The following is a 14,138-nucleotide window of genomic DNA, read 5'->3' as shown; positions in this document are numbered from 1 at the left end:
CGCACCGGCCCGTTCGCCGCACGCCCGGGAACGCTACGCGGGGACGCTCGCGACGCCCGGTGCCAGGAACCGCTTGCCGTTCACCCGCTCCGAGACGCCCTCCCTGTCCAGGTACGGGGTGATGCCGCCCAGGTGGAAGGGCCAGCCCGCGCCCGTGAGCAGACAGAGGTCGATGTCCTGGGCCTCGGCCACGACACCCTCGTCCAGCATCAGACCGATCTCCTGGGCCACCGCGTCCAGCACCCGCTCGCGCGTCTGCTCCTCGGTGAGGACGGTGTCGCCCTGCTGGAGAAGCGCGGCCACCTCCGGGTCAAGCTCCGGCTTTCCGGAGTCGTGGACGTAGAAGCCGCGCTTGCCCGCCTTGACGACCGCCGCGAGGTTCCGGGAGACCGTGAAGCGGTCCGGGAACGCGCCGTGCAAGGTCTCCGAGACATGCAGACCGATGGCGGGCCCGACCAGTTCGAGCAGCACCAGCGGGGACATCGGCAGCCCCAGCGGCTCGACCGCGCGCTCCGCCACCGCCACCGGTGTGCCCTCGTCGATGACGTTCTGGATCTCGCCCATGAAGCGGGTGAGGATGCGGTTGACGACGAACGCCGGGGCGTCCTTCACCAGTACCGCGCTCTTCTTGAGCTTCTTCGCCACCCCGAACGCCGTCGCCAGCGCGGCGTCGTCGGTCCGCTCCCCGCGCACGATCTCCAGCAGCGGAAGGATCGCGACCGGGTTGAAGAAGTGGAAGCCCACGACCCGCTCGGGGTTCTTCAGCTTCGAGGCCATCTCGGAGACGGACAGCGACGAGGTGTTGGTGGCGAGGATCGCGTGCGCCGGGGCGACCGCCTCGACCTCCGCGAACACCTTCTGCTTGACGCCCATCTCCTCGAAGACAGCCTCGATGATGAAGTCCGCGTCCGAGAAGCCCTCCGCCTTGTCCAGCACACCCGAGACGAGGCCCTTGAGACGGTTGGCCTTGTCCTGGTTGATACGGGACTTCAGCAGCAGCTTGTCGATCTCGCCGTGGACATACCCGACGCCCTTGTCGACCCGCTCCTGGTCGATGTCCGTGAGGACGACCGGGACTTCGAGCCGGCGCAGGAAGAGCAGCGCCAACTGCGAGGCCATCAGGCCCGCGCCGACGACGCCGACCTTGGTGACCGGGCGCGCCAGCGCCTTGTCGGGGGCCCCGGCCGGCCGCTTGGCGCGCCGCTGCACCAGGTTGAACGCGTAGATGCCGGAGCGCAGTTCGCCGCCCATGATCAGATCCGCGAGGGCCCGGTCCTCGGCGTCGAAGCCGGCCTGGAGGTCGCCGTCCTTGACGGCGGCGATGATGTCCAGCGCGCGATAGGCCGCCGGGGCCGCGCCGTGCACCTTGGAGTCGGCGATCTGCCTGCCGCGCTCCACCGCGCGGTCCCAGGCCTCGCCGCGGTCCACCTCGGCGCGCTCGACGGTCAGTTCGCCCGTCAGCACGGACGCGGTCCAGCTCAGCGACCGCTCCAGGAAGTCGGCGCCCTCGAAGATCGCGTCGGCGATGCCCAGTTCACGCACCTGGGCGCCCTTGAGCTGCTTGTTCTGGTTGAGCGAGTTCTCGATGACGACCGAGACCGCGCGGTCCGCGCCGATCAGGTTCGGCAGCAGTGTGCAGCCGCCCCAGCCGGGGACGAGGCCGAGGAAGACCTCGGGCAGTGAGAACGCGGGCAGCGCGGCCGAGACGGTGCGGTACTGACAGTGCAGACCGATCTCGACACCGCCGCCCATCGCCGCGCCGTTGTAGTACGCGAACGTCGGCACGGCCAGCGCGGCGAGCCGCTTGAAGACCTCGTGGCCGCCCTTGCCGATCGCGAGCGCGTCCTCGTGGCGCTTCAGCAGCTCCACGCCCTTGAGGTCGGCGCCGACCGCGAAGATGAACGGCTTGCCGGTGATCCCGACGCCGACGACCGTACCGTCGGCCGCTTCCTTCTCGACCTGGTCGATCGCGGCGCCGAGGTTCGCCAGCGACTGCGGTCCGAAGGTGGTCGGCTTGGTGTGGTCCAGGCCGTTGTCCAGCGTGATGAGCGCGAAGCGCCCGGCACCCGCGGGGAGATCGAGATGGCGTACGTGCGCCTGTGTGACGACCTCGCCGGGGAACAGTTCGGCCGCGCCCTTCAGGAGTTCGGCGGTGCTGGTGCTCACTTGGTGCCTCCGTCGAAGTGCGGGTTCTCCCAGATGACCGACGCGCCCATGCCGAAGCCGACGCACATGGTGGTCAGCCCGTAGCGGACGTGCGGGTGCGACTCGAACTGCCGCGCGAGCTGGGTCATCAGCCGGACACCGGAGGAGGCCAGCGGGTGGCCGAACGCGATGGCGCCGCCGTACTGGTTGACACGCTCGTCGTCGTCCGCGATGCCGTAGTGGTCCAGGAAGGCCAGCACCTGTACGGCGAAGGCCTCGTTGATCTCGAACAGACCGATGTCGGAGATCGAAAGACCCGCCTTGGCGAGCGCCTTCTCCGTCGAGGGGATGGGGCCGTACCCCATGACCTCCGGCTCGACGCCCGCGAACGCGTACGAGACCAGCCGCATCCTGACCGGAAGGCCCTGCTCGCGCGCGAAGTCCTCGGCGGCGATCAGCGAGGCGGTGGCCCCGTCGTTGAGCCCCGCCGCGTTGCCCGCGGTGACCCGGCCGTGCGGCCGGAACGGGGTCTTCAGCCCGGCCAGCGTCTCCAGCGTCGTCCCCGGGCGCATCGGCTCGTCGGCGGTGGCGAGCCCCCAGCCGGTCTCGCCCGCCTCGGGGTTGGTCCGCCGGATGGAGATCGGCACCAGGTCCTGCTGGATCGTGCCGTCGGCGTACGCCTTGGCGGCCTTCTCCTGCGAGCGCACCGCGTACTCGTCGGCGCGTGCCTTCGTCAGATGCGGGAAGCGGTCGTGCAGATTCTCGGCGGTCATCCCCATGAAGAGCGCGGAGTCGTCCACAAGCTTCTCGGAGACGAAGCGCGGGTTCGGGTCGACGCCCTCGCCCATGGGATGACGGCCCATGTGCTCGACACCGCCGGCCACGACGATGTCGTACGCGCCGAACGCGATGGAGCCCGCGGTGCTGGTCACCGCGGTCAGCGCGCCCGCGCACATCCGGTCGATCGAGTAGCCGGGTACGGACTGGGGCAGCCCGGCGAGGATCCCCGCGGTACGGCCGAGCGTGAGGCCCTGGTCACCGATCTGGGTGGTGGCCGCGATGGCGACCTCGTCGATCCGGGCCGGGTCGAGGTCCGGGTTGCGGCGCAGCAGCTCCCGGATCGCCTTCACGACGAGATCGTCGGCACGGGTCTCGTGGTACATGCCCTTCGGGCCCGCCTTGCCGAACGGGGTGCGGACGCCGTCGACGAAGACGACATCCCTGACGGTACGAGGCACGATGGCTCTCCTCCAGGGTGCGGGGTGGCACTGCGGGGCGCGCTGAGGCGCGCTACCGCTTCTATGCTACTTGTGGGTAACCACGCTGCCCAGTCCCCCTTCCATTTTGAGGGCTCGGTTCGCCTCCGGGCGCTTGCTGTATCCATCAGCGGCCTCCGGCCGCGGGCCCTGTCGACGGTCGACCGTGCTCGACCCCTCGTTCCTCGGGGCCTCCGCCCACGCGGCGGAGCCGCATATCGAGCACAGCCTCCCTTACGACAGCGGCGCGCCCTTCGGCTCACTCGCCGGCGGTCGTGGGCATCCGGGACGTCCCGGGCGCCGCGAACCACCGAGTGGGGCCCGCGGTGGACCCGCGGGCCCGGCCGCCCGCGCCTCCGCCGGGAGGCGAGGCGCACCGTCAGTACGACACGACAGGTCAGTACGGCACGGCCGGTCAGCCCGACACCGTCAGCGCGCGCGTCAGCAGCGGCGCCACCTGCTCGACCTGCCAGGCGCGCGCCCCATGGCCCGCGAGCGCGTCCGCCACCTTCGCCACCGTCGGCTCGTGCGGCGGCTCCCAGCAGACCCGGCGCACCGTGTCCGGCGTGATCAGGTTCTCCTGCGGCATGTTCAGCCGCTCGGCCAGCTCCGAGACCGCCGCGCGGGCGGCCGACAGCCGGGCCGCCGCCTCCGGGTCCTTGTCCGCCCAGGAGCGCGGCGGCGGCGGCCCCGCCACCTGCTGCCCCGGCTGGGGCAGCTCCACGTCGGGCAGCGCCCTGGCCCGGTCGACCGCCGTCTGCCACTGCTCCAGCTGGCGGCGTCCCATCCGGTGGCCGAAGCCCGCCAGCGCGGTCAGCGCGTGCACGTTCACCGGCAGCGCCAGCGCCGCCTCGATGATCGCGGCATCGCTCAGCACCTTGCCGGGGGAGACGTCACGCCGCTGCGCGACCCGGTCGCGGGTGGTCCACAGCTCCCGTACGACCGCCATCTGACGGCGGCGGCGCACCTTGTGCATGCCCGACGTACGGCGCCACGGGTCCTTGCGCGGGGGCGGCGGCGGGGCCGAGGCGATCGCGTCGAACTCCTGGTGCGCCCAGTCCAGCTTGGACTGGCGGTCGAGCTCTTTCTCCAGCGCGTCCCGGAGATCGACGAGCAGCTCCACATCGAGCGCGGCGTAGCGCAGCCACGGCTCGGGGAGCGGACGGGTCGACCAGTCGACGGCGGAGTGGCCCTTCTCCAGGGCGTAGCCGAGGACGTTCTCGACCATCGCGCCGAGCCCGACCCGGGGAAAGCCCGCCAGCCGGCCTGCCAGTTCCGTGTCGAACAGCCGGGTGGGCGTCATGCCTATTTCGCGCAGACAGGGGAGATCCTGAGTCGCCGCGTGCAGGATCCACTCGGTCCCGGCGAGCGCCTCGCCGAGACCGGAGAGATCGGGGCAGCCGACGGGATCGATCAGCGCCGTGCCCGCGCCCTCGCGGCGCAGCTGGACAAGGTAGGCGCGCTGACCGTAGCGGTAACCCGACGCCCGCTCGGCGTCGACGGCCACGGGGCCGGTGCCCGCGGCGAAGGCCGCGATCACCTCGGCGAGCGCCTCCTCGGTGGCGACTACCGGCGGAATGCCCTCGCGGGGCTCCAGCAAGGGGATCGGCGCCGTTTCGACGTCGTCCGGGGGCAGCGACATGAGCGGCTGGCGCTCCTGGCCCCCGGTGGTTCGCAGTGCTGGCTCTGCTGCGGTCTCTTGGGCGTCGGTCACCTGTCAAGGGTATCCGTGAACGGAAGGCGCCCGTCGACGGAACGTTCCGTCGACGGGCGGTGGGGGCGAGAAGTGGTCAGTGGATGATTCCGGTACGGAGGGCCACGGCGACCATCCCCGCCCGGTCGCCCGTGCCGAGCTTGCGCGCGATCCGGGCGAGATGGCTCTTGACGGTGAGTGCGGACAGGCCCATCGAGACACCGATGGCCTTGTTGGACTGGCCCTCGGCGACCAGCCGGAGCACCTCGACCTCACGGCCGGAGAGCTCCCGGTAGCCACCCGGGTGGCTCGGGGCCCCCGGAGGACGGCGGTGCATCCGCTGGCCGGCGCCGATGGGGGCGGCGCCGGGACGGCCCGGGTGGCCGATGTTCGTGCGGGTACCGGTGACGACATAGCCCTTGACACCGCCCGCGAGGGCGTTGCGCACCGCGCCGATGTCATCGGCGGCGGAGAGGGCGAGGCCGTTGGGCCAGCCCGCGGCTCGGGTCTCGGACAGCAGGGTCAGCCCGGAACCGTCGGGCAGATGGACGTCGGCAACGCAGATGTCGCGCGGGTTGCCGACGCGGGGGCGGGCCTCCGCGATGGACGACGCCTCGATGACGTCACGTACTCCAAGGGCCCACAAGTGGCGGGTGACGGTGGAGCGGACGCGTGGGTCGGCCACGACGACCATGGCCGTCGGCTTGTTCGGGCGGTAGGCGACCAGGCTTGCGGGCTGCTCTAGGAGAACGGACACCAGGCCTCCTGGGAAGGTGCGGGACGGGGCCGGCTCTGGGGATGAAGCCGGGGCGATCCGTGCTTGAAGGGTCATTGACCTCTTCGGCAGCAATCCCGCCCGCCTTTAGAGAAAGATCACGATTTGGTGAGTAACAATTCGGGCAATTCGGACGGGTGATCGATCATTCCCTGTCGTGCCCCCACGACTGGACCCCACGACTGGAACTCACGGCCCGCCCCCGCGACCGGCCCCACCCGAGGCGGCGCGGTGAGGGCGGTCAGGACACCTGCGGCCCGCGCCGCTGGGGCAGCGACACCACACCCGCGCCGGCGCCCGGGTCCGTCCCGCCCGCGACCGGTCCCGTCGTGGCCGGCGGCAGCCCCGCGATCTGGCAGAGCAGATCGCACCAGGCCGCCAGATGCGCCGCCGCGTCGGGCACCCCGCCCCGGCCCTCGCGCGGAGTCCAGGACGCGCGGATCTCGATCTGGGTGGCCGGTCTGCGCTCGGCGAGCCCGCCGAAGTAGTGCGACCCGGCACGCGTGACGGTGCCGCTGGCCTCCCCGTACGACAGTCCGCGCGCCTCCAGCGCGCCGGTCAGCCAGGACCAGCACACCTCGGGCAGCAGCGGGTCCGCCGCCATCTCCGGCTCCAGCTCCGCCCGTACGAGCGTCACCAGCCGGAAGGCGCCCTGCCAGGCGTCATGTCCGGCCGGGTCGTGGAGCAGGATGAGCCGGCCGTCCGCCAGATCGTCGTCACCGTCGACGACCGCCGCCTCCAGGGCGTACGCGTACGGTGCCAGCCGCTTGGGCGGCGGGGTCGGGTCGACCTCGATCTCGGGACGCAACCGCGCCGTTCGCAGTGCTTCGACCGCCGAACGGAACGTGGCCGGACCGGAATCCCCCTCCGCGCCCCCCGTTCCCTCGGTGCCGTTGGAATGATCGGAAAACTGTCCCTGAGCCGCAGCCATGCGGGGAAGAGTAGGCGGAACGCGCGCCTCGCGCAGGGAAGGACACCCGGGCCGGGGCCCCGGCTTCCCCGTACATGCGAAGATTCTGGTCGTGAGCGCCATTGACCGCCCCTCGGGCCAGCAGACGAAGCCGTACGAATCGCCCTTTATGAAGGCGTGCAGGCGTGAACCGGTGCCGCACACACCGGTCTGGTTCATGCGACAGGCGGGCCGCTCGCTGCCGGAGTATCTGAAGGTGCGTGAGGGGATTCCGATGCTGGAGTCCTGCATGCGGCCCGAACTGGTCACCGAGATCACCCTCCAGCCGGTACGGCGCCACAAGGTCGACGCCGCGATCTACTTCAGCGACATCGTCGTCCCCCTCAAGGCCATCGGCCTCGATCTCGACATCAAGCCCGGGGTCGGCCCCGTCGTCGCCGAGCCGATCCGCACCCGCGCCGATCTCGCCCGGCTGCGCGACCTCACCCCGGACGACGTCTCGTATGTGACCGAGGCGATCGGCATGCTCACGGGCGAGCTGGGCGCCACCCCGCTCATCGGCTTCGCCGGCGCTCCGTTCACGCTCGCCAGCTATCTCGTGGAGGGCGGCCCGTCCCGCAACCACGAGCACACCAAAGCGATGATGTACGGCGACCCGGAGCTGTGGGCCGATCTGCTGGACCGGCTCGCGGACATCACCTCCGCCTTCCTCAAGGTGCAGATCGAGGCGGGCGCGAGCGCCGTGCAGCTCTTCGACTCATGGGTGGGCGCCCTGGCGCCGGTCGACTACCGCCGTTCCGTCCTGCCCGCCTCGGCGAAGGTCTTCGAGGCCATCGCGCCGTACGACGTCCCGCGCATCCACTTCGGGGTCGGTACGGGCGAACTGCTCGGGCTGATGGGCGAGGCGGGCGCGGATGTCGTCGGCGTCGACTGGCGGGTCCCGCTGGACGAGGCCGCCCGCCGGGTCGGTCCCGGCAAGGCGCTCCAGGGCAACCTCGACCCGGCCGTGCTCTTCGCCCCGACGGCGGCCGTGGAGACCAAAGCCCGCGAGGTACTGGACGCGGCGGCCGGTCTGGAGGGCCATGTCTTCAATCTGGGCCATGGGGTGCTGCCGACCATGGACCCGGACGCCCTGACCCGGCTCGTGGAGTACGTACACACCCAGACCGCCCGCTAGGGCCTGACCTCAAAGCCCCGCCTTCCGCACGGTCGTCGTCGCCTTGCGCGCGGCGACCAGCACCGGGTCCCAGACCGGGGAGAACGGCGGGGCGTAGCCCAGGTCCAGGGTGGTCATCGCCTCCACCGTCATCCCGGCCGTCAGCGCCACCGCCGCGATGTCCACCCGCTTCGCCGCGCCCTCGCGTCCGACGATCTGGGTGCCGAGCAACCGGCCTGTACGGCGCTCCGCGAGCATCTTCACCGTCATGACGGCGGCGCCGGGGTAGTAACCGGCTTTGTCGGTGGACTCGATGGTCGCGGTGACGAACTGGAGGCCCGCCCGGCGCGCGTCCTTCTCCCGCAGCCCGGTCCTGGCGATCTCCAGATCGCAGACCTTGCTGACGGCCGTGCCGACCACCCCGGGAAAGATGGCGTAGCCGCCGCCGACGTTCGCGCCGATGATCTGGCCGTGCTTGTTCGCGTGGGTGCCCAGCGCGATATGCCGGGTCGAGCCCGAGACCAGGTCGAGGACTTCCACGCAGTCCCCGCCCGCCCAGATGTTCTCGTGGCCGCGCACCCGCATCGCCAGATCGGTGAGCAGCCCGCCGTGCGGCCCGAGGGGCAGCCCCGCGGCGCGGGCGAGGGTGGTCTCCGGCTCCACACCGATACCGAGCACGACCACATCGGCCGGATACTCGGCGGCGTCGGTGACCACGGCGCGCACCCGGCCGTCCGCGCCGGTGCGTACGCCGGTGACCGTCGTGCCGCCGACCGTGGTGATGCCCAGCCCGTCCATCGCCTCATGGACCAGCCGGCCCATGTCGGGGTCGAGCGTCGCCATCGGCTGGTCCCCGTTGTGGACCACGGTGACCTGATAGCCGCGCTTCAGCAGCGCCTCCGCCATCTCCACACCGATGTACCCCGCGCCGACGACGACCGCGCGCCCGCCCTTCGTAGCCCCGAGGGTGGTCAGCAGCGCCTGCCCGTCGTCGAGGTTCTGCACGCCGTGCACGCCCGGCGCGTCGATCCCGGGCAGCGCCGGGCGCACCGGGCGGGCGCCTGTCGCGACGACCAGCTTGTCGAAGCCGGTCCAGCTCTCCGTACCGTCGGAGAGATCGCGAACGCGCACCCGCTGCCCGGCCACGTCGATCTCCATGGCCTCCGTGCGCATCCGCAGATCGATGGCGCGTGCGCGGTGTTCCTCGGGCGTCCGCGCGATCAGGTCACCGGGCCCGGCGACATCCCCGCCCACCCAGTACGGAATGCCGCACGCGGAGTACGAGCTGAAGTGGCCGCGCTCGAACGCGACGATCTCCAGCTCCTCCGGGCCCTTCATCCTGCGGGCCTGCGATGCGGCGGACATGCCCGCCGCATCACCGCCGATGACCACCATGCGCTCCGCCGCCATTGCGCGCCCCTCTCGCTTCCGTGTTCCGGGGGAACGCTACGCGGGCGGATCCGGATCAGTCCGCGCGCGTCCCCTCGGGGGCCGATGCGTCGGGAACCGGCGAGGGCTCGGCCGAGGGCGCGGGGGTGGGCCAGGGCGCGGGTACGGGCTCCGGCCTGCGGGGCAGCCGGCCCCGTACCAGCCGCCACAGCACGTAGAGCACCGCGAGCACGGCGGCGAACGGCGCCACCGCGCCGACCACCACCCCGATCCACCGCACGGTCGCGGTCAGCGCGTCCCAGCCGCCGCCCAGCGCGTCCAGGAACCCGGGGCCGTCCTCCTCCCTCTTCGTCTCCTTCTTGACGGCCGGAGCCTCGGTGAGCTCCAGGGTGATGGTGGCCAGGGACGTACGGTCCTTGAGCGACGCCTGCTGGGCGAGCAGCGCCTCCAGAGCGGCCTGACGCGTGCTCAACTCGCCTTCCAGCGAGACCACATCGCTGAGCGTCGTCGCCTGGTCCATCAACTCCCGTACGCGCGCGACGCTCGCACGCTGCGAGGCGATCCTGCTGTTCACATCGACCACCTGGTCGGTGACGTCCTTGGCGTCGGCCTTGCGCGCCACCAGCGTGCCGGTGCCCGCCAGTTCGGCGAGGACGTCGTCGTACGCGTCCTGCGGCACCCGCAGCACGATGCGCGAGCCCACATGGCCGCCCTCGACCCGCTCGGTGGACTCGTTCTCGACGAGACCGCCGGAGTTCACGGCCGCGGCCCGCGCCGTGGCGAGCGCCTTCTCCGTGTTCTTGACGCGCACCGTGAGTTCGGCGGTGCGGATCACATGCGTACGGGGCGTCGCGGGCCGCTGCTCGGCGTCCGTCCCCTCGCTGCCGGACGCCGGCGCACCGGCCCCCGACGCGGTGCCCGGCGCGTCCGCCTGCCGCTCCTGAGCCGGTTTAGCGGCGCTGTCCGCCGCCGACGCGTTGTCACTGCCACCGGAGGCGCTGCATCCGGCGAGCGTGAGCGAGACGGTGAGTAGTGCTGCCGCGAACAGTGGTGTCGCGCGCATATCGGCCCCCCAGAAACGGTTGAGAAGAAAGTGATGCCGGTTCGACGCGCGAGGGCCCGGCACGGATGCTCGTCCACGGTCCCGAAGCGGTCACGGTCGGGACTCGTTATGGACCGTCCCAACCGGTTTGAGAGAGTGGGGGCATGGAGTCGAGCGCGCAGCACGTGGACACGCATACGGGCCATGTCGTCGTCATCGGGGGCGGTATCGCCGGTCTGGCCGCGGCGCACCGGCTGCTGGGCGCCGGGATCCGGGTGACACTGCTGGAGGCCACCGACCGGCTCGGCGGCAAGCTGCGGACCGGCGAGATCGAGGGCGCTCCCGTCGACCTCGGGGCCGAGTCGATGCTCGCGCGGCGGCCCGAGGCCGTCGATCTGGCCGAGGCCGTCGGGCTCGGCGAACTCCTCCAGCCGCCCACCGCCACCACCGCGTCGGTGTGGACGCGCGGGGAGCTGCGGCCCATGCCCAAGGGCCATGTGATGGGTGTGCCGGGTGACCCCGCCGCCCTCGCCGGGCTGCTCTCCGACGAAGGGCTCGCCAGGATCGCCCGCGAACCGGAGCTGCCGCCGACCGAGGTCGGCGACGATGTCCCGGTCGGCGAGTACGTCGCCGAGCGGCTGGGCCGCGAGGTCGTCGACCGGCTGGTGGAACCGCTGCTCGGCGGGGTCTACGCGGGCGACGCGTACCGCATCTCCATGAAGGCGGCCGTTCCGCAGCTCTTCGATCTGGCCAGGACCCATGACTCCCTGCTGGCGGGTGTGCGCGACCTCCAGGCCGCGACCGCGGCGAAGCAGCGCGACGGCGCGGCGCCGGGCGCGGTCTTCGCGGGCATCGCGGGCGGTGTGGGCACCCTGCCCGGCGCCGTCGCGGACGCCGTACGGTCGGGCGGCGGCGAGATCCTGGTGGAAACGCCGGTCACCGGCCTCCGGCGCACGCCCGACGGCTGGCTGATCCGTACCGGGCGAGGCGATCTGCCCGCCGACGGCGTGGTGCTCGCCACCCCCGCCCGGTCCGCCTCGGCGCTGCTCTCCGACGAGTCCCCGGCAGCCGCCACCGAACTCGCCGGGGTCGAGTACGCGTCGATGGCGCTGGTCACGATGGCGTTCCGGCGCGCTGATCTCGGTGCGATGCCCGAGGGCAGCGGCTTCCTCGTACCGCCTGTCGACGGCCGCACGATCAAGGCGTCGACCTTCTCCACCCGGAAGTGGGCATGGGTCGCGGACGCGGCGCCCGGCCTCTTCGTCCTCCGTACCTCCATCGGACGGTACGGCGAGGAGGAGCAACTGGAGCGCGAGGACGCCGAACTCGTCGGTGTCTCGCTGCGCGACCTCGGCGACGCGGTCGGGCTCACCGCGAAGCCGGTGGCCACGGAAGTGACCCGCTGGATGGGCGGTCTGCCGCAGTACCCCGTGGGCCACCAGGCCAGGATCACCCGGGTCCGCGAGGCCGTCGCCAAGCTCCCGGGGCTGCGGCTGTGCGGGGCCGCCTACGACGGCGTCGGCATCCCGGCGTGCGTCGCGTCGGCCCGGCGCGCCGCCGACGAGATCATCGCCACGTCGACCCTGGCGTGGGGCACGGGACGGGGCGCGGGAGAATAGTCCTATGACTGCTGCACCAGAGAAGACCCCGAACGCGGGCAAGAAGGCCAAGGACCTCAACGAGGTCATCCGCTACACGCTGTGGTCCGTCTTCAAGCTGCGCGATGTGCTGCCGGAGGACCGGACCGGCTTCGCGGACGAGGTCCAGGAGCTGTTCGACCAGCTCGGCGCCAAGGACGTCACCGTACGCGGCACGTACGACGTGTCCGGGCTGCGCGCGGACGCCGACGTCATGATCTGGTGGCACGCGGAGACCGCCGACGAACTCCAGGACGCGTACAACCGCTTCCGGCGCACCCGGTTCGGACGGCAGCTGGAGCCGGTCTGGTCGAACATGGCGCTGCACCGCCCCGCCGAGTTCAACAAGTCGCACGTACCGGCCTTCCTGGCCGACGAGACGCCCCGCGACTATGTGAGCGTCTACCCCTTCGTACGGTCCTACGACTGGTACCTGCTGCCCGACGAGGACCGCCGCAGGATGCTGGCCGACCACGGGAAGATGGCCCGGGGCTACCCCGATGTGCGCGCCAACACCGTTGCCTCGTTCTCGCTCGGCGACTACGAGTGGGTGCTGGCCTTCGAGGCCGACGAGCTCTACCGGATCGTCGACCTGATGCGCCATCTGCGCGGCTCCGAGGCCCGGATGCATGTCCGGGAAGAGGTCCCGTTCTTCACGGGCCGCCGCAAGTCGGTCGCCGACCTCGTGGCGGGACTCGCGTAACCCCGGCCTCCGGAAGCGATGAGGATGTGATGGAGGGGGCCGGCCCGCCGCGGGCCGGCCCCCTCCATCCCGCCCGGAAGATCAGACGACCGGCGGCGGCCCCTGGCCGCCCGCCGGCTCGTCCAGCGACACCGGGTCCGGCTCAGGGTTCCCATCGGCCGCCGACCGCGGAAACCCGCGGGGAAGTCGGACTTCCGCGGCCGATGGAACCCGAGTTGGTTCGCAGCCCGAGTCGGTACGGAGAAGGACACACCGGGCGAGGCGCCCGGTCGTCGAACAGAACCGGCGGGGTCATAGGCGCACGATGACGAGGGCGGTGTCGTCCGTGACGCCGCCCGGCGGGAGCAGGTCGGCCAGCAGGGCGTCCGCGAGGGTTTCGGGGTCGGCCGCCCGGTGGCGGGCGAGCGAGCGGGCGAGCCGCGCGAGGCCGGCGTCGATGTCCTCGTGGCGGCGCTCGATCAGGCCGTCGGTGTACAGCACGAGCACGGAGCCCTCGGTGAAGGACGCGGTGGCCTGGGGGCGGGGGGCCGGTTCGGGGCGGGCACCCAGCGGGGGGTCCGTGGCCCGGTCCAGGAACTCGACGGTGCCGTCGCCGCGCAGGAGCGCCGGCGGAGGGTGGCCGGCGCTGCTGTAGGTGATGGTGCGGGTGTCCCAGTCGATGAACGCGGTGGCCGCGGTGGTGTTCTCGGCGCCCTCGACGGAACGGGCGTACAGCCCCAGGACTTCCAGGGCCCTGGCGGGTCCTTCGGTGGTGCGGGAGGCGGCGCTCAGCGCGCTGCGCAGCTGCCCCATGACCTGGGCCGCGGGCAGACCGTGGCCGACGACATCGCCGACGGCGACCGCGCCGCGGTCGCCGTCCAGGTCCACCAGGTCGTACCAGTCACCGCACACCTCCAGCGTGTCGATGGCGGGCCGGTAGCGTGCGGCCGACGCGTGGCTCCCGAGGCAGCGGGGAATGGGCAGCATCGCCTCTTGCAGGCTCAGCGCCACCTCGCGGGCGCGGATGAGTTCGGTGACGTCCTCCACCCGGTGCATCAGCAGTGCCATCCGCCCGTCCGGACCGAAGACGGGCGTGTTGATCATGCTCAGGTACCGCTCGTACCGCATTCCGGGCCGCTCGGGGTCCTCCCTGTCGTAGCGCTGAAGCTCCATCGTCTCGCGCTCACCTGTCTCCGCCACCCGGCGCAGTGAGGCCACGACGTTGCGCACCACGGCCGCGCCGGGGTCGTTCGGACTGTGGGCGAAATCGTCCCCCAAAAAGCGCCCGCCGGCGGCCTGCTCGCGGGTGCGGCCCATCTGCCGCAGGAACTCCTCGTTGACGTCCAGATAGAGCAGCTCCGGGGTCAGCAGCACCACCGCCCCGGGGAGGGCCTGGAACACCGCCTTGTAGTCGATCTCCGGTTCCGTCACGTTCGTCTCGCCTCCGCGCAGC

General features: G+C 71.9%; 11 protein-coding genes. 3 read left to right on the top strand and 8 right to left on the bottom strand.

Going from position 1 to position 14,138, the window contains the following annotated elements:
• Positions 1 to 33 precede the first annotated feature (33 nt).
• The 5 genes from M1203_RS02845 to M1203_RS02825 form a co-directional block, all read right to left on the bottom strand.
• Complete coding sequence (locus tag M1203_RS02845) at positions 34 to 2,166, bottom strand: 3-hydroxyacyl-CoA dehydrogenase NAD-binding domain-containing protein (RefSeq protein WP_249947840.1); 2,133 nt, start codon at positions 2,164 to 2,166, stop codon at positions 34 to 36.
• A complete protein-coding gene (locus M1203_RS02840; protein ID WP_249947839.1) occupies positions 2,163 to 3,383 on the bottom strand; it encodes an acetyl-CoA C-acyltransferase in 1,221 nt (406 codons plus the stop codon). The genes M1203_RS02845 and M1203_RS02840 overlap by 4 nt, the downstream gene beginning before the upstream one ends.
• Positions 3,384 to 3,816: 433 nt before the next feature.
• On the bottom strand, positions 3,817 to 5,115 hold the full coding sequence (locus M1203_RS02835) for a ribonuclease D (RefSeq protein WP_249947838.1): 1,299 nt from the start codon (positions 5,113 to 5,115) through the stop codon (positions 3,817 to 3,819).
• 76 nt (positions 5,116 to 5,191) lie between these two features.
• A complete protein-coding gene (locus tag M1203_RS02830; RefSeq protein WP_030350743.1) occupies positions 5,192 to 5,851 on the bottom strand; it encodes a response regulator transcription factor in 660 nt (219 codons plus the stop codon).
• Positions 5,852 to 6,110: 259 nt separating this feature from the next.
• Positions 6,111 to 6,800, bottom strand: a complete 690-nt coding sequence (locus tag M1203_RS02825; RefSeq protein ID WP_249947837.1) for a DUF3000 domain-containing protein — start codon at positions 6,798 to 6,800, stop codon at positions 6,111 to 6,113.
• Between the two features lie 91 nt (positions 6,801 to 6,891).
• Here M1203_RS02825 and hemE point away from each other — a divergent pair, with 91 nt between their 5' ends.
• On the top strand, positions 6,892 to 7,956 hold the full coding sequence (gene hemE, locus M1203_RS02820; RefSeq protein WP_374401599.1) for a uroporphyrinogen decarboxylase: 1,065 nt from the start codon (positions 6,892 to 6,894) through the stop codon (positions 7,954 to 7,956).
• A 9-nt stretch (positions 7,957 to 7,965) separates the two neighbouring features.
• On the opposite strand, the gene M1203_RS02815 is transcribed toward hemE, so the two are convergent.
• Entirely contained in the window at positions 7,966 to 9,345 is a 1,380-nt protein-coding gene (locus tag M1203_RS02815; RefSeq protein WP_249947836.1) for an FAD-dependent oxidoreductase, read from the bottom strand.
• 55 nt (positions 9,346 to 9,400) lie between these two features.
• A complete protein-coding gene (locus M1203_RS02810) occupies positions 9,401 to 10,387 on the bottom strand; it encodes a DUF4349 domain-containing protein (RefSeq protein WP_249947835.1) in 987 nt (328 codons plus the stop codon).
• 143 nt (positions 10,388 to 10,530) lie between these two features.
• Between M1203_RS02810 and hemG the strand changes: the two genes are divergently transcribed.
• Positions 10,531 to 11,985, top strand: a complete 1,455-nt coding sequence (gene hemG, locus M1203_RS02805; protein ID WP_249947834.1) for a protoporphyrinogen oxidase — start codon at positions 10,531 to 10,533, stop codon at positions 11,983 to 11,985.
• A gap of 4 nt (positions 11,986 to 11,989) precedes the next feature.
• Positions 11,990 to 12,706: a hydrogen peroxide-dependent heme synthase gene (hemQ, locus tag M1203_RS02800; protein ID WP_249947833.1), complete on the top strand. Its 717-nt coding sequence runs from the start codon at positions 11,990 to 11,992 to the stop codon at positions 12,704 to 12,706.
• A gap of 291 nt (positions 12,707 to 12,997) precedes the next feature.
• Here the strand turns inward: hemQ and M1203_RS02795 are convergent, their stop codons facing one another.
• On the bottom strand, positions 12,998 to 14,116 hold the full coding sequence (locus M1203_RS02795; RefSeq protein WP_249947832.1) for a SpoIIE family protein phosphatase: 1,119 nt from the start codon (positions 14,114 to 14,116) through the stop codon (positions 12,998 to 13,000).
• Positions 14,117 to 14,138 lie beyond the last annotated feature (22 nt).

It is taken from the genome of Streptomyces sp. 35G-GA-8, assembly GCF_023534745.1.
GTDB lineage: Bacteria > Actinomycetota > Actinomycetes > Streptomycetales > Streptomycetaceae > Streptomyces.
This window is presented reverse-complemented; position numbering and strand designations above follow the sequence as displayed.